This window comes from Microbacterium sp. Se5.02b, assembly GCF_019464375.1.
Lineage (GTDB): Bacteria > Actinomycetota > Actinomycetes > Actinomycetales > Microbacteriaceae > Microbacterium.
The window spans coordinates 1,063,265-1,079,522 of record NZ_CP080491.1; the positions used below are offsets into that span (position 1 = coordinate 1,063,265).

Annotated in this window: 17 protein-coding genes and 1 pseudogene; 10 read left to right on the top strand and 8 right to left on the bottom strand. The window is 69.4% G+C overall.

The window, feature by feature from the left end:
• Nucleotides 1-61: 61 nt before the first annotated feature.
• Entirely contained in the window at nucleotides 62-958 is an 897-nt protein-coding gene (locus K1X59_RS05350) for a helix-turn-helix domain-containing protein (protein WP_183152079.1), read from the bottom strand.
• 165 nt (nucleotides 959-1,123) lie between these two features.
• Nucleotides 1,124-1,768, bottom strand: a complete 645-nt coding sequence (locus K1X59_RS05355; RefSeq protein ID WP_183152080.1) for a hypothetical protein — start codon at nucleotides 1,766-1,768, stop codon at nucleotides 1,124-1,126.
• 256 nt (nucleotides 1,769-2,024) lie between these two features.
• On the opposite strand from K1X59_RS05355, the gene K1X59_RS05360 reads away from it, so the two are divergent.
• Nucleotides 2,025-3,137: a hypothetical protein gene (locus K1X59_RS05360; RefSeq protein WP_183152081.1), complete on the top strand. Its 1,113-nt coding sequence runs from the start codon at nucleotides 2,025-2,027 to the stop codon at nucleotides 3,135-3,137.
• Here K1X59_RS05360 and K1X59_RS05365 read toward each other — a convergent pair.
• From K1X59_RS05365 to K1X59_RS05385, 5 genes and pseudogenes are all read right to left on the bottom strand, one after another.
• Nucleotides 3,128-4,060, bottom strand: coding sequence for a CpsD/CapB family tyrosine-protein kinase (locus K1X59_RS05365; RefSeq protein ID WP_220174007.1), 933 nt, complete (start codon nucleotides 4,058-4,060; stop codon nucleotides 3,128-3,130). The two genes, K1X59_RS05360 and K1X59_RS05365, sit on opposite strands and share 10 nt — an antisense overlap.
• A complete protein-coding gene (locus K1X59_RS05370) occupies nucleotides 3,969-4,589 on the bottom strand; it encodes a YveK family protein (RefSeq protein WP_220174008.1) in 621 nt (206 codons plus the stop codon). The genes K1X59_RS05365 and K1X59_RS05370 overlap by 92 nt, the downstream gene beginning before the upstream one ends.
• A 94-nt stretch (nucleotides 4,590-4,683) precedes the next feature.
• Nucleotides 4,684-5,253: a low molecular weight phosphatase family protein gene (locus K1X59_RS05375; RefSeq protein WP_244632413.1), complete on the bottom strand. Its 570-nt coding sequence runs from the start codon at nucleotides 5,251-5,253 to the stop codon at nucleotides 4,684-4,686.
• A gap of 198 nt (nucleotides 5,254-5,451) precedes the next feature.
• Nucleotides 5,452-5,922 (bottom strand): VanZ family protein, encoded by a 471-nt coding sequence (locus tag K1X59_RS05380; RefSeq protein ID WP_183152084.1) that lies wholly within the window; start codon nucleotides 5,920-5,922, stop codon nucleotides 5,452-5,454.
• A 36-nt stretch (nucleotides 5,923-5,958) separates the two neighbouring features.
• Nucleotides 5,959-6,901: pseudogene (locus tag K1X59_RS05385) on the bottom strand (Ppx/GppA phosphatase family protein).
• Nucleotides 6,902-6,930: 29 nt separating this feature from the next.
• Between K1X59_RS05385 and coaA the strand changes: the two are divergent.
• From coaA to K1X59_RS05430, 9 genes are all read left to right on the top strand, one after another.
• On the top strand, nucleotides 6,931-7,884 hold the full coding sequence (coaA, locus tag K1X59_RS05390; RefSeq protein WP_183152085.1) for a type I pantothenate kinase: 954 nt from the start codon (nucleotides 6,931-6,933) through the stop codon (nucleotides 7,882-7,884).
• A 60-nt stretch (nucleotides 7,885-7,944) separates the two neighbouring features.
• Complete coding sequence (gene glmS, locus K1X59_RS05395; protein WP_183152086.1) at nucleotides 7,945-9,792, top strand: glutamine--fructose-6-phosphate transaminase (isomerizing); 1,848 nt, start codon at nucleotides 7,945-7,947, stop codon at nucleotides 9,790-9,792.
• Nucleotides 9,793-9,900: 108 nt separating this feature from the next.
• Complete coding sequence (locus K1X59_RS05400; protein ID WP_183152087.1) at nucleotides 9,901-10,260, top strand: holo-ACP synthase; 360 nt, start codon at nucleotides 9,901-9,903, stop codon at nucleotides 10,258-10,260.
• A complete protein-coding gene (alr, locus tag K1X59_RS05405; RefSeq protein WP_220174009.1) occupies nucleotides 10,257-11,363 on the top strand; it encodes an alanine racemase in 1,107 nt (368 codons plus the stop codon). Before K1X59_RS05400 ends, alr begins: the two co-directional genes overlap by 4 nt.
• Complete coding sequence (gene tsaE, locus K1X59_RS05410) at nucleotides 11,360-11,842, top strand: tRNA (adenosine(37)-N6)-threonylcarbamoyltransferase complex ATPase subunit type 1 TsaE (protein ID WP_183152088.1); 483 nt, start codon at nucleotides 11,360-11,362, stop codon at nucleotides 11,840-11,842. Before alr ends, tsaE begins: the two co-directional genes overlap by 4 nt.
• Nucleotides 11,839-12,639, top strand: coding sequence for a response regulator transcription factor (locus tag K1X59_RS05415; RefSeq protein WP_183152089.1), 801 nt, complete (start codon nucleotides 11,839-11,841; stop codon nucleotides 12,637-12,639). Before tsaE ends, K1X59_RS05415 begins: the two co-directional genes overlap by 4 nt.
• A gap of 207 nt (nucleotides 12,640-12,846) precedes the next feature.
• Nucleotides 12,847-14,445, top strand: a complete 1,599-nt coding sequence (locus K1X59_RS05420) for a cell wall metabolism sensor histidine kinase WalK (RefSeq protein ID WP_220174010.1) — start codon at nucleotides 12,847-12,849, stop codon at nucleotides 14,443-14,445.
• Nucleotides 14,442-15,578, top strand: coding sequence for a hypothetical protein (locus tag K1X59_RS05425; RefSeq protein ID WP_183152090.1), 1,137 nt, complete (start codon nucleotides 14,442-14,444; stop codon nucleotides 15,576-15,578). The genes K1X59_RS05420 and K1X59_RS05425 overlap by 4 nt, the downstream gene beginning before the upstream one ends.
• Before the next feature lie 74 nt (nucleotides 15,579-15,652).
• On the top strand, nucleotides 15,653-15,907 hold the full coding sequence (locus K1X59_RS05430) for a hypothetical protein (protein WP_183152091.1): 255 nt from the start codon (nucleotides 15,653-15,655) through the stop codon (nucleotides 15,905-15,907).
• A 98-nt stretch (nucleotides 15,908-16,005) separates the two neighbouring features.
• Here K1X59_RS05430 and csrA read toward each other — a convergent pair whose 3' ends face one another.
• Complete coding sequence (gene csrA, locus K1X59_RS05435; protein WP_183152092.1) at nucleotides 16,006-16,257, bottom strand: carbon storage regulator CsrA; 252 nt, start codon at nucleotides 16,255-16,257, stop codon at nucleotides 16,006-16,008.
• Nucleotide 16,258 lies beyond the last annotated feature (1 nt).

Here is a 16,258-nt window from a genome sequence, read left to right on the forward strand (position 1 = left end):
CCGAGGAACTACGCGCAGGGTGCGCTCAACCTGCGCGGAATGAGTTTTCCGAGGTCCGCGCTCAGGCGCGGCGAGCGGCGCGCAGGGCGCGCGGAGTGCACGAATACGCGTCGTCGAGAGCGCGTCGCAGGCTCATCGGCGAATGGAACCCGGCGCGCTGCGCGATCTGGTCGATGCTCAGCACGTCGTAGCGGCTGTCCATCAGGAGGGAGTGCGCGAGGCGGGCGCGCTGGCGACGGATCTCGCCGGCGACGCTGTTCCCCGACTCGGAGAACACCAGTTGCAGCTGACGCAGGGACGACTGGACCTCTCGAGCGACGCGCGCGGGATTGAGCGCCGGGTCTCCGCACTGCTGGGCGATCACGGCGATCGCACGCTCACGGAGAACCTCGTGCGGGGTGCCCTGCCCGGTGACCGCGCCCATGCGGTCGAGCAGCATGGCGCCGCTCATCTCCATCACCAGCTGCTCGATCGCATACTGCTCGATCGCGGAAGCCTGGGCATCGGCGTCGAGGAGTCCCGTGACGAACTGCTGCATGGACGTGTCGAGGAGCCTCCGCTCGGGATACACGTTGGCGTCCGGAGCCAGCGACGGGACGAAGGAGGCGATGGCGGACCGGGGCACGAGAGCGGCTGAGACCCGCCACGAGCCGGCCCAGCGCAGGCGCCGCGTGATCCCCTGCGGAGCGATGACGAGACCGCCCTCCGTCTCGACCCACGGCTCGCCCTCGAGCCGCGACCACAGCGCCTGCGTCTCGACGAAAGCGAACACGGAATGCTCGGGGTACACGGTGGCGGTGTCGATCGTGAGTTCCGACGTCGCGCCGCTGATGCCGAGGAGCAGGACTCCGCCGGAGGAACGGACGCGCGAGCGCAGACCGGGCCTGTCTCCGACGCGGCGGATGCCGTGCATGGCGAGTTCGCGGTCGTCGATGGAGCGGGCGATCTTGGTGTTCACGAAAGGCCTCCTTCGGAGGTCGGACTTCCGAGAGTACGACGACGGCCGGGAGGTCATCCCGGCCGCCGATCGCTCTCGTTGCCCGAAAGGATATCGGTCAGCAGCCCTGGAAAGGGGAATGATTGAACAAATGTTCAGCAGGTGTGGCGGAACGTGCCGGTCGGCTCAGAGGATCCCGGCCCCGACGGGCACGGTCACGGAACTCACCGCGGTGTAGGTGTCGGCACCGAGGGTGACGTTGAGTGTCACCGGGAAGCTCGCAAGAGCCGAGACGGCCACTCCGGTCGAGGTTCCCGCGAGGCCGAACGCGATCGGCATCACCAGCGTTCCGTCGCTTGCGATCGTGATGGTGCGGGTGCCCGTCCACGTCGTCAGAGGGAACCCGAACTGCCCGACGATCGGCGCCGTCTGGTATGTCGCGGTCCGCTCTCCGGCTGTGGTGGTGACGCCGTTCACGGACTGCACCCCGAAACCGCGAGCGCGTCCGACGGGGATGTTGATCCCTGCGGGACGACCGACGGTGACGCTGATGGTGGCGATCTCGGCCGTGCGGGCACTGCTGCCGTTCCTGATGGAGAACTCGGTCGGCAGGGTGACGAGGGCCTGGGCGCTGAGGGTGCCTCCGCCGTCGAGGAGCTGGAGCGTCGCCAGCGAGGTGCTGGTTCCCGTCCACGCGACCGAGGTCGGAGTGATGCTCGCCGCAGCGAGCGGGGTCGCCACGACGGCCGCCACGACCGGTACAGACCACGCGGCGCCCTTCATGATCGTCCGGCGCGAAAATCCTGTGCTGTGCTGGCTGTCTTCGGTCATACTGCGTGCTCCTCATTGATGCAGATGATGCTTCGTGCGTGACCGGTGAGGCGACACGAATCTTCTGCATCCCCCAGGAGCCTCCCCGTGCGAGTCACGGTAGGCGCGGGATGAGCGGCCCGTGCGGGGAATGGGCGAAAAGCGCGCTCTGCGCGTTCTTTCTGCGCGCATTGTGCTTTTGAAGCAAAGGCGCATGCCGCCCATGCCTCGTGGCGTGCGCCTCGTCTCCCCGTGAATGCTGGATAGGCTTGCAGGCATGTCCGATCGCCTCCGAGTCGCCGCGATCGGCGTCGTCATCGACATCGAGATCGCCGACCGAGGAGAAGCGTTCCTCGACCGGGTGCGGGCGGCCTGGGCTGACGCTGCGACCTCGTCGGAGGGGGAGCCCGAGGCCGTGGTGGCCGATCGGTCCGAGCTGGATGACGACGCCGCACTCGCGATGCTCTCCACCGACGTGACGCTCGCAGCGCTGGCCGCGCGCCGCGGAGCAGACCTGTGGATGCTGCATGCTGCCGGCCTCGCCGACCACGACGGGAACGTCGTCGTGTTGAGTGCGGCATCCGGCACCGGAAAGACCACGGCCGCACGGCACCTCTCGCGTCGGTTCGCCTACGTCAGCGATGAGACCGTCGCGATCACGGCGCACGGAGAAGTCGTCCCCTACCGGAAGCCTCTGTCCGTCATCCAGCCGGACTCGCCCCACAAGCTGCAGGTCGCCCCCTCGGCCATCCACGCGAGCCATCCGCTGCCCGCGCGACCGCGGGTCGCCAGGATCGTCGTCCTCGACCGCCGCCCCGACGGGCCGGAGGCGCCGGAGGTCGAGCCGCTCGATACCGCGACGGCGCTCGAACTGCTGGCCCCGCAGACGAGCTATCTCAGCGATGCACCGGCGCCTCTGCATCTGGTCCGGCATCTCCTGGACGCGACCGGCGGCGCCGTGCGCGTGAGCTATCGCGAGGTCGAGACGCTCGACGCGACGATCGACGAGCTCCTGGCCACCCCGAAAGTGGGCGACGCCGCGCGACCGCGCACACAGGCGACCTCATCGGCGGAAGGACTGGAGGAGACCGTGGTGTCGGAGGCGATCAGGGGATACCAGCGCACTCCTGTCGTCGATGCCCTCGACCTCGGAGACGGACGGCTCGCGGTGCTGCGTCGCTGCGCCGCGGGGAGCCGACTCCACGTCCTCGACGGCATCGGCCCCTCCGTCTGGGCGGCGGCACCGGGACGAACGATCGACGAGATCACCGACGAGGTCATCGCCGAGCACGGACGCCCGGACGGAGCGGACCCTGCGGAGCTCGTGGACGCAGCCGTCGCGCAGCTGATCGCCGACGATCTACTGCGGGCAGCCGAGCCTCAGACCTGAGCGGAACCCCGCCTGCGCACGCCGGGAGCGTGCTCGGACTCGGCCGATTCGGCGTCGTCCTCCTTCTGCGCATATCGCTCGTAGGCGCCGTAGTACTCGCGGCCGTAATACGCCGATTCCGCACCCTTGCGGGGCACGCGGTTCAGCACGACCCCGAGCACGCGGCCAGTGGTGCGCGTGATCGCATCGATGGCGCGCTGCAGCATGTCGAACGTCGTCTTCCCCGAAGAGACGACGATGAGCACGCCGTCGGCACCCGCAGCCAGCACCGCGGCATCCGTCACGGGCAACACGGGCGGGGAGTCGAGGATGACGATCGCCGACTTGCTGATCTCGGCCAGGAAGTCGCGCATGCGCTGCGAACCGAGCAGCTCACTGGGATTCGGCGGGATGCGTCCAGCGCCGACGACGGCGAGGGGGACGTCTCGGGACGGGCGGTGCGCCACATCCTGGAGTTCGGCACGACCGGCGAGGACATCGGTGAGTCCGACATCGCGCGACATCCCGAAGATGTCGGCGATCACGGGGCGCCGGAGGTCGCAGTCGATCAGGATGGCCCACTGGCCGGCAGCGGCCAGGCTCGAGGCGAGGTTGACCGACACCGTCGACTTGCCGTCTCCCGGCACCGAGCTGGTGACGACGATCACCCGCGGCGGGTTGTCGACGTCGATGAACTGGAGGTTCGTGCGCAGCTCGCGCATCGACTCGATCGTGTGATGCGAGACGCCGTGCTGCGACTCCAGCGAGAAGTCGATCACCTGTCGTTCATCCGACATGGACTTCTCGAGCGGCAGTGTGCCGATCACCGAGACGCCGGTCTCGCGCTCGATGTCACGCGGATGACGCACACGACGGTCGACCGTGTGCCGCACGAACGCGTAGACGAGTCCGAGCGCGAGGCCGGCGAGGGCGCCGATGATCACATTCAGACGTGTGTTCGGGGAGGACGGGCTGCTGGGGAGGCGGGCCGAATCGCCGACGATGAGAGATCGCCGCGGGTGCCTCAGCGGTGCCGCCCTCGAGCTTCTCGATCTCGATCGCCATGCCGTCGAGCCAGGCCTGTGCCAGCGCCTGCGCCGACTCCGGCGTTGGCCCGGTGGCCGTGACCTTGAGAGCGGTCGTGTCGACCGGGTTGGTCACCGTGACGCGATTGACGAGCACGTCGGGGGAGGTGTCGATGTCGAGCTCCTCCATCGCATGCTCGGCCACGGCACGCCAGGAACCGAGGTTGAGATACGACTTGACCCTGCTCTGCGCGAGCTGGTTGCCCACGAGGGCGGAACCGCTCGTGCCGTCGCCGCCCACCGCCGTCACGATGCCGGTCGTATCGGCGGAGTACACGCGCGGCTGCAGCGCGCTCCAGCCGAACGCCGCCGCCGCGCCCACCAGGGTGGCGACGACGATGACGATCCAGTGGGCGCGCAGGATGCGCGCGTAGTCTCTCAGTTCCAACTCTTCATCTCCTCGCACATCCCGTGTGGAGCTCGGGACGCAGACATCAGAATGAGCATACGGTGAACGCCCGTGCGCCGGAGGGGGACACGGCTCACATGAGCGCGTCGCGCACGAGGCGCTCGACCTCGACCAGAGCCGGGGTCAGTTCCGCCGCCGAGCGCGCATAGGTCTCTCGGGAGCGGCGATACGGGTCGATCACGTCGTCGTCGTCGCCGGATGAGGGTGTGAGCCCCCGCTGGTCGTTGACCGCGCGCAGGACGGCGGCGAGGCGTTCGCGGGGAGACGCGCCGGCGGCGTCGGCGGCCGCGCGCGCATCCGCGCTGCTCAGAGTGGAGGCGAGACGCGCGAACTCACGGACCGTGAAGGTGCGGCGGAGTCGACTCGGCATCATCTTCACCACGTGGGAGCGATGCTCGCGTGCCATCGTGAGGATCAGATCCGCATCTGCGAGGAGAGGCTCGACCAGGTAGCGCGCCTGGTGGGCGGCTGCGACCTCAGGGTCGACGCCCTCCCTCGCTGCGAGTTCGAGGGCGGGCTCCGGCATGCCGTGGCCGACCAGAGCGTGGGTACCTGCGCTGTGGACGCGCACGCCGAGGGGTTCGAGTTCAGCGCGCAGCAGCACCTCCGCGAGCGGCGACCGGCAGATGTTGCCCGTGCACACGGTGAGTATCGTCAGCGGCGCCTCGGCACCCCGCCGGTCAGGTGCACCCAGCAGAGCGGCGAGCGAAGCCGCCTCCGATGGGGGTCGGCTGTGTGGCGGCAGAGGGAGGGGAAGGTTCTGCGGCCGCAGCGGTCTTCTGCTTCTCGCGCCACTCCCGGCGGCTCATCCCGGTCGGCGGTCCGTCCTCATGCTGCGGCGTCACGCGACCAGCCTAGGCCTCCGCGGGGCCCGTTCCGGCAGCAGCTGGATCAGCAGCACCGCGATCACGCCGCCGACCAGGGCGCCGAGACTGTTCGCGATCACGTCGGAGATCGTGGGGAACCGCGAGGGCATCAGGCCCTGCACCGATTCGATCAGACCGCTCATGAGTGCGCCGATCACCACGACACGCCACAACCGCAGACGCGACCACGCGAGGGGCAGCAGCAGCCCGACGGGCACGAAGAGCGCGACGTTCGCCAGGAACTCCAGGACGACGGCGCTCCGGGCATATGAGGCGATGCCCATGTCGGCGGACCAGTGGGCGAGGATGCCGACGAGTCCGGTGACCTTCGCCGAGACGTTCGCCGGCAGCCACACCGTGAACCCGACGAACAGCAGGTAGGCGACGAGCGCCACCCGGGCGGACACGGCCCCGGTGCGGACGGGAGCGGCGGTCGCGGATGGCATGTCCGCCATGGTAACGGCGGCACCTCGGCGGGGCTCTCAGCTTCGGCCGTCGCTCCAGTTCAGCTGCTCGATGTAACGCAGGAGCACGCCTTCGCGCAGCGCCCACGGTGACACCTCGAGCTCGTCCACGTCGAGCGCGGTCATCGCCGCATGCAGCGACACCGCCGCAGCCACGATCTGGAAGGTGCGGTCGGGGTGATCCCCGGCAGCTCCTGCCGCGCGGACGCGGGCAGTCGGGCGAGCCGCGGGATCCACGACCCGAGAGAGGCACGAGGCAGCAGCATCCGTTCGCTTCCCGACCAGCCGGGCACGGGGTAGCCGACCAGCCGTGCGAGCGACCGGATCGCCTTGGATGAACCGACGACGTGATCCGGACGGGGAGTGCGACGAATCGCGGCAGCACGGCGTCGAGCGTCGACGCGGCATGTGCCCGCAACCTCTCGACATCGCCCTCGCCCGGCGGATCGTTCGGCAGGAACTGCACCGTCATGCGCCCGGCGCCGAGGGGAACGGATGCCGCGGCGTCGGGCATCTCCTCCGCACCCGCCGCGATCTCGAGCGAGCCGCCGCCGATGTCGAGGAGAAGAAGCTGCCCGGCCGACCAGCCGAACCAGCGTCGGACGGCGAGGAAGGTCAACTCGGCTTCGGTCTCGCCGTCGAGCACCTGCAGCGGTTGGCCGAGTGCCGCCTCGATGCGGGCGATCACATCGGCGCCGTTGCGCGCGTCACGCACCGCACTCGTCGCGGTGGCGAGGAGTGCATCGACACGCTCGACCTCTGCGACATGCCGCGCCTGAGCGACCGCCGCTTCGAGGGCGATCACTCCCTCCTCGGAGATCGCGCCATCCGGCGTGAGGTAGCGCATGAGGCGCAGCACGGTCCTGTCGCTCGTCGTCGCGAGCGGACGGCCACCCGGGCGCACGTCGGCCGCCAGCATATGGACGGTGTTGGATCCGATGTCGAGGACTCCCAGGCGCACGGGAAGAGACTACTCGCGCCACGGTTACGATGTACTCCGTGACCACCGCCGACCCCACGCTGCCGCTGTCGCCCTACCGGGAGATCGGTCGTGCCGAGTGGGCACGGCTCGCGGCCGGGCTCGACCAGCCGCTCACCGAGACCGAAGTCGTCGAGCTCCGTGGCATCGGCGACCGGCTCTCCCTCACCGAGGTGCGGGAGGTCTATCTTCCTCTGAGCCGACTGCTCAGCCTCTACGCCACCGCCACCAAGCGTCTCGGCGCCGCGACGTCGGAGTTCCTCCAGGAGGACGACACGACCACGCCGTTCGTGGTCGGAGTGGCCGGTTCGGTCGCGGTCGGCAAGTCGACGATCGCCCGACTGCTGCGCGAGCTCATGAGCCGATGGCCGGGGACCCCCCGCGTGGAACTGGTCACCACCGACGGATTCCTCTACCCGAACGCCGAGCTCGAACGCCGCGGGATCATGGACCGCAAGGGCTTTCCCGAGTCGTACGACCGGCGTGCACTGCTCGGTTTCCTCACCGAGGTCAAGAGCGGTGCGACCGAGGTGCGCGCGCCCTTCTATTCGCACATGCGCTACGACATCGTGCCCGATGCGAACGTCGTGGTGCGCCGCCCCGACGTCGTCATCGTGGAGGGGCTCAACGTGCTGCAGCCGCCTCCTGCACCGAACGATGTCGCGGTGAGCGACCTGTTCGACTTCTCGATCTTCGTCGACGCCGAGACCTCGCACATCGAGAAGTGGTACGTCGACCGGTTCCTCGCCCTCCGCCAGGCCGCGTTCAGCAACCCGTCCTCGTACTTCAACGTGTTCGCTCATCTCACCGATGACGAGGCGATCACCACCGCGCTCGGCTACTGGAACGAGATCAACATGCCGAACCTCGTCGAGAACGTGATGCCGACCAGGCATCGCGCGCGGCTCGTGCTGCGCAAGGGGGCGGACCACGACGTGGAGAGCGTTCTGCTGCGCAAGCTCTGACACGGTGGGGCCGAATATTGTTCGGACGACTCGCAAAAATCCCGCCTTACTCTTGATCGCATGTGTGGAATCGTCGGATACGTGGGCCCGCGCCCCAGCCAGGACATCCTTCTCGCCGGCCTCGCCCGTCTCGAGTACCGCGGCTATGACTCCGCGGGAGTCGCCGTGATCGACGGCGAGGGTTCGCTCGGCATGCGCAAGAAGGCGGGCAAGCTCGCCGTGCTGCGTGACTCCCTCGCCGACGCTCCGCTGCCAGACGGCTCGACCGGCATCGGACACACGCGCTGGGCGACCCACGGCGGCCCGACCGACGGCAACGCGCACCCGCACCTCGCCGACGACGACAAGCTCGCCCTGATCCACAACGGCATCATCGAGAACTTCTCGGCGCTCCGAGAGGAGCTCCTCGCGGACGGCGTCGTGTTCCGCAGCGAGACCGACACCGAGGTCGCTGCTGCTCTTCTCGGACGTGAGTACGCCGGCAACGGCGGCGACCTCCAGCTCGCGTTCCGCAGCGTCGTGAACCGCCTCGAGGGCGCGTTCACCCTGCTCGCGATGCACCAGGACCACCCGGGCCTCGTGGTCGGCGCTCGCCGCAACTCGCCGCTCGTGATCGGACTCGGCGAGGGCGAGAACTTCCTCGGCTCGGACGTCGCCGCCTTCATCGAGCACACGCGCAAGGCGCTCGCGATCGGCCAGGACCAGATCGTCTCGATCACCCCGGACGCCGTCAGCGTCACGGACTTCGCCGGGACGCCCGTCGAGCCGGAGCCGTTCGACGTGTCGTGGGACGCTGCCGCCGCCGAGAAGGGCGGATGGTCGAGCTTCATGGCCAAGGAGGTCGCCGAGCAGCCGGAGGCCGTCGCGAACACGATCCGCGGCCGCATCCAGGACGGCCAGGTCGTCATCCCCGAGCTCGATGGACTCGACGAGCTCTTCGTCGGCATCAACCGCGTCATCATCACGGCCTGCGGCACCGCATCGTACGCCGCGCTCGTGGGCAAGTACGCGATCGAGCAGTGGGCACGCGTCGCGGTCGACGTCGAGCTCGCGCACGAGTTCCGCTACCGCGACCCGGTGATCGGCGCCGACACGCTCGTCGTGTCGATCAGCCAGTCGGGCGAGACCATGGACACGCTGATGGCCGTGAAGTACGCGCGCGAGCGCGGTGCACGCACGTTGTCGGTGTGCAACACGCAGGGTGCGACGATTCCGCGCGAGTCGGACGCCGTGGTCTACACCCACGCCGGACCCGAGGTCGCCGTGGCTTCGACCAAGGCCTTCTCGGCCCAGATCACCGCCCTGCTGCTGCTCGGCCTGCACATGGGCCGCGTGCGCGGCACCGTGGCCGATGCGTCCGTCGACGTCGCCGAACTCGCGGCGCTGCCGGAGAAGATCGCGAAGGTCCTGGAGAGCGAGCAGGAGCACGTCACGCAGCTGGCCGGCTGGATGGCCGACACCCGCTCCGTGCTGTTCCTCGGTCGTCACGTGGGCTATCCGATCGCGCTCGAGGGTGCGCTCAAGCTCAAGGAGATCTCGTACATCCACGCCGAGGGCTTCGCCGCCGGCGAGCTCAAGCACGGACCGATCGCGCTGATCGAGCCGGGACAGCCCGTGTTCGTGCTGGTGCCGTCGCCTCGTCACTCGGCCCTCGTGCACTCGAAGGTCGTCTCCAACATCCAGGAGATCCGCGCCCGTGGCGCCCGCGTGATCGTGATCGCAGAAGAGGGCGACGCGGCAGTGCTGCCGTTCGCCGACGAGGTCATCCACATCCCGCTCGCCGGTGCGATGTTCGAGCCGCTGCTCGCGGTCGTGCCGCTGCAGATCTTCGCGATGGCGCTCGCCACGGCCAAGGGGCTCGACGTGGACCAGCCGCGCAACCTCGCCAAGTCCGTCACGGTCGAGTAACCCCGTCACCGAGTCGCCCCCGTTCGTGCGCGCCGTCCGCGGCGAGACGCAGGGACGGGGGCTCTCGTCTTTCCGAGCCCGGCTCGGCGGGGACAGTAGGCTGAACGAGTGATCATCGGTACCGGCATCGACCTCGTGGACATCCCACGGTTCGAACGGACGATGGCCCGGACCCCGCGCCTTCTGGAGCGGCTGTTCGCCCCGTCCGAACGCACGCTGCGTCTTCCCTCGCTGGCGGCGCGGTACGCGGCCAAGGAAGCGCTGATCAAGGCGCTCGGCGGCTCGGACGGCGTGCACTGGATCGAGATCGAGATCGCCTCGGAGGCCTCGGGGCGTCCGCATTTCGTCCTCAGCGGATCGACGGCCGCGGTCGTCGAGGAGCGCGGGATCGTCACCCTGCATCTGACCCTCACCCATGACGCGGGTCTCGCCGCCGCGTTCGTCGTCGCCGAAGGAGCTCCCCTGTGACCGCCCCGTTCCGCGAAGCGACCATCGAGCTCGACGCCATCGCCGACAACGTGCGGCACTTCCGCAGGCTCACCGGCGTCGAGGTGATCGCGGTCGTCAAGGCGAATGCCTACGGTCACGGTGCCGCTGCGGCCGCGGTCGCCGCGCTCTCCGCCGGCGCGACGCGGCTCGGCGTCGCCGAGATCGCCGAGGCCCTCGAACTGCGCAGACAGGGCGTGCATGCGCCGATCATGGCGTGGCTGCATGCGCCGGGCGAGAGGTTCGAGCACGCCGCCGCGCAGGACATCGAGATCGGGATCTCATCCTTCGACCAGCTCGAAGCCGCTGCGGCCGCCGCCTCGGTCGACCGGCCCGTCGGCGTGCACCTGAAGTTCGAGACCGGTCTCTCGCGCAACGGCGTCGCCCCGGCCGACTGGGGGCGGGTGCTGGCGGAAGCGGCACGCCTCGAACGCGTCGGACGGCTGCGCATCGTGGGGCTGTTCAGTCACCTCTCGAACACCTCCGCGGAGGACGACAGGGCGGCCTTGGCGAAGTTCGACGAGGGCGTCGCGGCGGCCGCATCCTTCGGCATCCGCCCCGAGATCCGCCACATCGCCGCGACCGCCGCCGCGATCGATCTCCCGGAGACGCGACTCGACGCGGTGCGGATCGGGGTCGGGCTCTTCGGGCTCTCGCCGTTCGACGACCGGACCTCCGCCGAACTCGGGCTGCGTCCGGCGATGACGCTCCGCGGCGCGATCGCCGCAGTACGCCGAGTGCCCGCGGGGACCGGGGTGTCCTACGGCTACGCGCACCGCACGGACCGTGACACCACACTCGTCCTCGTCCCGCTCGGGTACGCGGACGGGGTGCCGCGGAACGCCTCCGGCCGCCTTCCGGTCTCGATCGCGGGACGCCGGTTCGTGAACGTCGGGCGGATCGCGATGGACCAGTTCGTCGTCGACGTCGGCGACACTCCGATCTCGGTCGGCGACGAGGTCGTGCTGTTCGGTGACCCCACCCTCGGCGTCCCCTCGGCTGCAGACTGGGCGGACGCGGCGGAGACCATCAACTACGAGATCGTCACGCGCATCGGACCGCGCGTGCCCCGGCGGTCGTCATGAGCGTCGACCCGGCCTTCCTCGGACGACGTGAGGTCGCGACATCCGAGGCCATGGAGCAGCTCGGTCTCCGCATCGGCGAGCAGTTGGAGGCGGGAGACCTCCTCATCCTCACGGGTCCCCTCGGCGCGGGGAAGACCACGTTCACCCGGGGCCTCGCCGAAGGTCTCGGCGTGCGCGGACCCGTGCAGAGCCCGACCTTCGTGATCGCCCGCACCCACCCCTCCCTCGTCGGCAGGGCGCCGCTCGTGCACGTCGACGCGTACCGCCTCGGCTCCGCGGCCGAACTCGACGACCTCGACCTCGACCTCGCCGGATCGGTGGTCGTGATCGAGTGGGGACGCGGCATGGCGGAGGAGCTTGCCGATGCGTGGTGGGACATCGAGCTCGAGCGTCCGGTCGGCGTGGACGACCTCGATCCGTCGGAGCTCGATGCCGACGCGCCGCGCATCGTGACGATCGTCCGCGAGGGGTCGACGTGACCGCAACTGTGAACGAGACGCTCGTGGCCGTGATCATCGAGGACGATCCGGGCGTACGGTCGCTCCTCGACGAGGTGTTCCTCGCCGCGGGGTTCGAGACCCACCTGGCCGGCTCCGGACCCGAGGGTCTCGCGGCGATCGAGCAGCACCGCCCCGTCATCACCACGCTCGACATCAACCTGCCGGGCATCGACGGGTTCGAGGTCGCCCGACGCATCCGACGGGTCAGCGACACGTTCATCATCATGCTCTCCGCCCTCTCGGACGAGTCGGATGTGGTCCTCGGTCTGACCTCCGGGGCGGACGAGTACCTCGTCAAGCCGTTCCGGCCGCGCGAACTGCGGGCGCGCATCGAGGCGCTGCTCCGGAGGCCTCGGGCCGGCGAGTACCGGCCGACCCCGGCGCGCCCTGCGGCGGAGAGCGAGCCTGCAGCCGACAGCACGACCGTGCTCACCTGGCGGGGGCGTGTGCATCGCGACCTCAGCCTCGACCTGGACACGCGTCTGGTGCTGGTCGGTCAGAAACGGATCGACCTCACCCCGACGGAGTTCGACCTGCTCGCCGCCATCCTCGACGCGAAACTCAAGGTGCGCAGCAAGGCGGACCTGGCGCGCGGCCTGCGTGGAGCACCGGAAGGCTCGAAGGAGTACGTCAGCGAACCGGACAAGCGGGCCATAGAGACGCACATCGCGAATCTGCGACGCAAGCTCGGCGACAGCTCGACCAGGCCCCGTTACATCGAGACGGTGCGCGGAGTCGGTTATCGGCTCACTCCGGTCGATGACCCGGCGAGCTGACCGGGGCGGGACCGCGGCTCCCCAACCGCGGTCCCGTGTGCCTGCGAATCCCCACTCGCGTGGCCCCAGCGTCTGCGTTCTTCCCCAGTCGCAGTGTCGGCCCCCACTCAGAATGCTATGGCGGCGGGGACACCTGAAGAGCGGGGTTCCCCGATCTTTGAGTAATCTTGCGGGAAAGCTGAGCTTCATGGGGGAGGGCACGCGTCGATGATCCGCACCATGTCGATCTGGCGCTGGCAGCTCGTGTTCACCGGCAGCATCGTGGCGATCGTCGTCATGATCACGGCGTTCAAGCCGCAGACCTTCGCCAACCCCCTCGTCGTCGCCGGGATCGCCCTCGTGGTGGTCACGACACTGATCACCCTCGCCGTGCCGTGGCACCGACTTCCCCACCCGTTCGCGACCGCGGTGCCGCTGTTGGACGCGCTCGCGGTCGGCTTCACGACGAACGCCCCCGACATCCGGCTCGGGTTCCTCTGGGTGTTCCCCGTCGTGTGGCTGGCGACCTACTTCACGATGCCGTGGGTGCTCGGCGGCATCGCCTTCATCAGCGCGACCCTCGTCCTGTTCGCCGACCAGAGCGGCACACCGGCCGACATCCTCCTCCGCCTGCTCACGGTCGTGATCACTCTCGGGTTCCTCGGCGTGACCGTCCGCATCGGCTCCCAGCGCTCCCGCGCCGCGCGCAGGCTCCTGCAGCGACGGTCCGAACAGGTGAACCGCGCCGCGGACCGGGCGGAGACCAACCAGCGGAGGGTGACCCAGATCGTCGACGCGCTCAGCGTCGCCCTGGTCGTCGTCTCCGCCGGAGGGCGCATCCTGCAGATGAACGACGCCTATCGCGCCCTCTACGGGCGGGATCGCTTCGGCGCCGCGCTCCCGTCTGCCGGTGTCGAGTACGACGCCAGGCGTGGCACGGCGGTCCCGCCCTCGCGCACCTCGATCGCGCGAGCGGCGAGCGGCGAGAAGCTCCAGGCCGAGGAGGTGTGGCTCTTCGACGGGAACGGCCAGTGGCGGGCGCTCGAGGTGAGCACGCAGCCCATGGCCACCGCGGGAGGCGGCCAAGACGTCACGCTCCTGGTGATCGACGACGTCACGATGCTGCGGGAGGCGGATGAGGAACGGCGTGCACTCGCCGCCGTCGTCTCTCACGAGCTGCGCAACCCGCTCACCGCGATCGTCGGACACGTCGATCTGCTGCGCGAGCGCGACGACCTCCCCGGGCGTGTGCCGGCGCAGCTCGACATCATCGCGAACGCCGGCGAGCGCATGCAGGACCTGGTCTCGAGCATCCTCGATCAGAACGGTCGCACGGTGCAGGAGCCGTTCGAACCCGTGGATCTGCGGGATGTCGTCGAGGCCTCGGCGGCGTCGTATGCGCCGCTCATCTCCGGCAGCAGGCAGGAGCTCCTGATCGAGGGAGCGCAGAGCCTGGTCATCTACGGCGATGCGTTCCGGCTTCGGCAGGTGCTCGACAACCTGCTGAGCAACGCGGTCAAGTACACGCCACAGGGTGGGCACATCCGCATCGCTCTCGGCACGTCGACGGACGGGCACGTCGAGCTCGCGATCGTCGACGACGGCGTGGGACTCACGCCGGAGGACCTGCCTCGCGTGTTCGAACCGTATTTCCGGACGGACAGCGCCGTACGCGCCGGCATCAGCGGCACGGGGCTCGGCATGGGCATCGTCCGTGAGATCGTCTCCGCGCACGAGGGCAGCATCGACATCTCCAGCGAGGTCGGGCTCGGCACCCGGGTGACGCTGCGTTTCCCGCAGCACCGAGTGAAAGAGGCCAGGGCATGACCCCGCTCGTCCCCGTCAGCGTCGACGTCACGACCAGCATGGTCGCCGTCGTGACCGTGCTCACCGCTCTGGTCGTGGGGCTCGCGACCCTCGCACGTCCGAGCAGGGCGACCATCACGTGGGGCGCGGCCTTCGGCCTGGGGATGCTGGGGGCGTACCTGTGGCTCGCCGGGCAGCAGACGCAGGAGCAGGCGCTGCGTGCCGCCGCCTCGGCGCTCCTGCTGTGCTTCGAGCCGTTGGTGTGGATCGGACTGCGGATGCACTTCGGCCGACGGGTGTCGTGGTGGACCGTGATCCCCTTCCTGGTCGTCGCCCCGACCCTGCTCGTGGCGACAGCGGAGACGGCGTGGTACCTGCCGTCCTTCCACATCGTCTTCCTGGGCAGCGGGGTCTTCGGGGCCCTGGTGGCGTACGAACTGCTGCGCGTCAGAGCCGCCGTGCGCGACATCGTCCTCCCGCTCGCACTCGCCTCCTGCGGGCTCGTGATCGTGGCCGTCGTCAGCGCCGTGTCCGCGCTGATCGCGGGTGACGCGGGCACCGACGCGCAGTTGAGTGCCCTACGCGGGATGAACGCCGTCGGAACCCTCGTGGTGAGCACCTGTGCGGCTTTCACGCTGGTGCTGATGGTGCGGGGCGAGGAGAAGAGGGTCGACGCCGGGGACGCGGCCGAGCGTGCACGACGCCGTCTCCGCAAGGCGGAATCGCAGAACGACCAGCCCTGGTCGGTGCTCGACATCCGTCTGGACGACCCCGCTGACCTCCGGGAGGCCTCGACGGGTGCGGCCTACACGCTCATCATCGACCGCTTCCACGAGGACATCCGTGAGGCGTTGCCCGCGTCGGCCGATGCCGACCGCGTCGAAGACGGGCGGGCGATCGTCGTGATCCGTGGCAGCGACGAATCGGTGCGCCATCATCTGCGGGCGATCCTGACCCGCATCTCGATCATCGACCGCGACACCACGGTCACCGGCATCCGCGCCTCCGCGAGCATCGGCTGGGCGACGGTGTCGGTGGTCGGATTCGACTACGACGCGCTCGTCGCCGCCGCAGGACGGGCGGCCGCCAGGGCGCGTGCAGCCGGAGGCGACCAGTGGAAGCGGGCCACGGCACTCGATCTCCAGAGCGCCTGACGACTGTCGTCTAAAAAGTCCATGCCAACGCCCCCTGTAGAATGTCGCACATTACTCACAGGGCGGGCAATGACATGCGATTCAGGGAGAACCTCACCGATGTGCGGACGCGATGGTTCGCGCTCGGCACGCTTGCCTTTTCCGCCGTCTCGCTCGTCGGGGTCGTTGTCGCCCTCGTCGCCCTCGTCTCAGGCCCGGGTCAAGAGCAGGGCTCGCTCTCTTGCCTCGCGACGACATTCATCGCCGTGGGCAGTGTCGGCGCGCTCGTCGCTGCCATCCTGCTCAATCGTCGAGTGGTGAGCATCGTCCAGCAGAGTGACGGGAGCTGAGAGGAGCTCGCGACGGCGGTATCAGCCGAGGTGCTGGTGGAGTGCGCGGAGGTGGGCGCGGGTGAGCCCCGCAGTCGTCGCCGTCGCTTCACTGCCGGCTAGGCGTCGCGGGACTCGCGGCCCTTGGCGAGGGCCGCGAGGATGGCGGTCTCGGCGTCCGGTCCGGTCTCGGCGGCCGCCGAGACGTTCTCGGCGACCACGGCCTCGATGATCTCGGTGCGCTGGATGCGCGTCTCGCGCGGCGCCTTCACGCCGATGCGCACACTGTCGCCCTTGATCTCGAGCAGCGTGATCTCGATGTCGCCGTCGATGCGCACGCTCTCACCGATCCGCCTCGTCAACACCAGCATC

Bases quoted from the DNA above. Each gene is read 5' to 3' on its own strand.
- glmS (WP_183152086.1), top strand. From the start codon at position 7,945: ATGTGTGGAATCGTCGGATACGTGGGCCCGCGCCCCAGCCAGGACATC.
- K1X59_RS05355 (WP_183152080.1), bottom strand. From the start codon at position 1,768: ATGACCGAAGACAGCCAGCACAGCACAGGATTTTCGCGCCGGACGATC.
- K1X59_RS05360 (WP_183152081.1), top strand. From the start codon at position 2,025: ATGTCCGATCGCCTCCGAGTCGCCGCGATCGGCGTCGTCATCGACATC.
- K1X59_RS05420 (WP_220174010.1), top strand. From the start codon at position 12,847: ATGATCCGCACCATGTCGATCTGGCGCTGGCAGCTCGTGTTCACCGGC.
- tsaE (WP_183152088.1), top strand. From the start codon at position 11,360: ATGAGCGTCGACCCGGCCTTCCTCGGACGACGTGAGGTCGCGACATCC.
- K1X59_RS05425 (WP_183152090.1), top strand. From the start codon at position 14,442: ATGACCCCGCTCGTCCCCGTCAGCGTCGACGTCACGACCAGCATGGTC.
- csrA (WP_183152092.1), bottom strand. From the start codon at position 16,257: ATGCTGGTGTTGACGAGGCGGATCGGTGAGAGCGTGCGCATCGACGGC.
- K1X59_RS05380 (WP_183152084.1), bottom strand. From the start codon at position 5,922: ATGCCATCCGCGACCGCCGCTCCCGTCCGCACCGGGGCCGTGTCCGCC.
- coaA (WP_183152085.1), top strand. From the start codon at position 6,931: ATGTACTCCGTGACCACCGCCGACCCCACGCTGCCGCTGTCGCCCTAC.
- K1X59_RS05430 (WP_183152091.1), top strand. From the start codon at position 15,653: ATGCGATTCAGGGAGAACCTCACCGATGTGCGGACGCGATGGTTCGCG.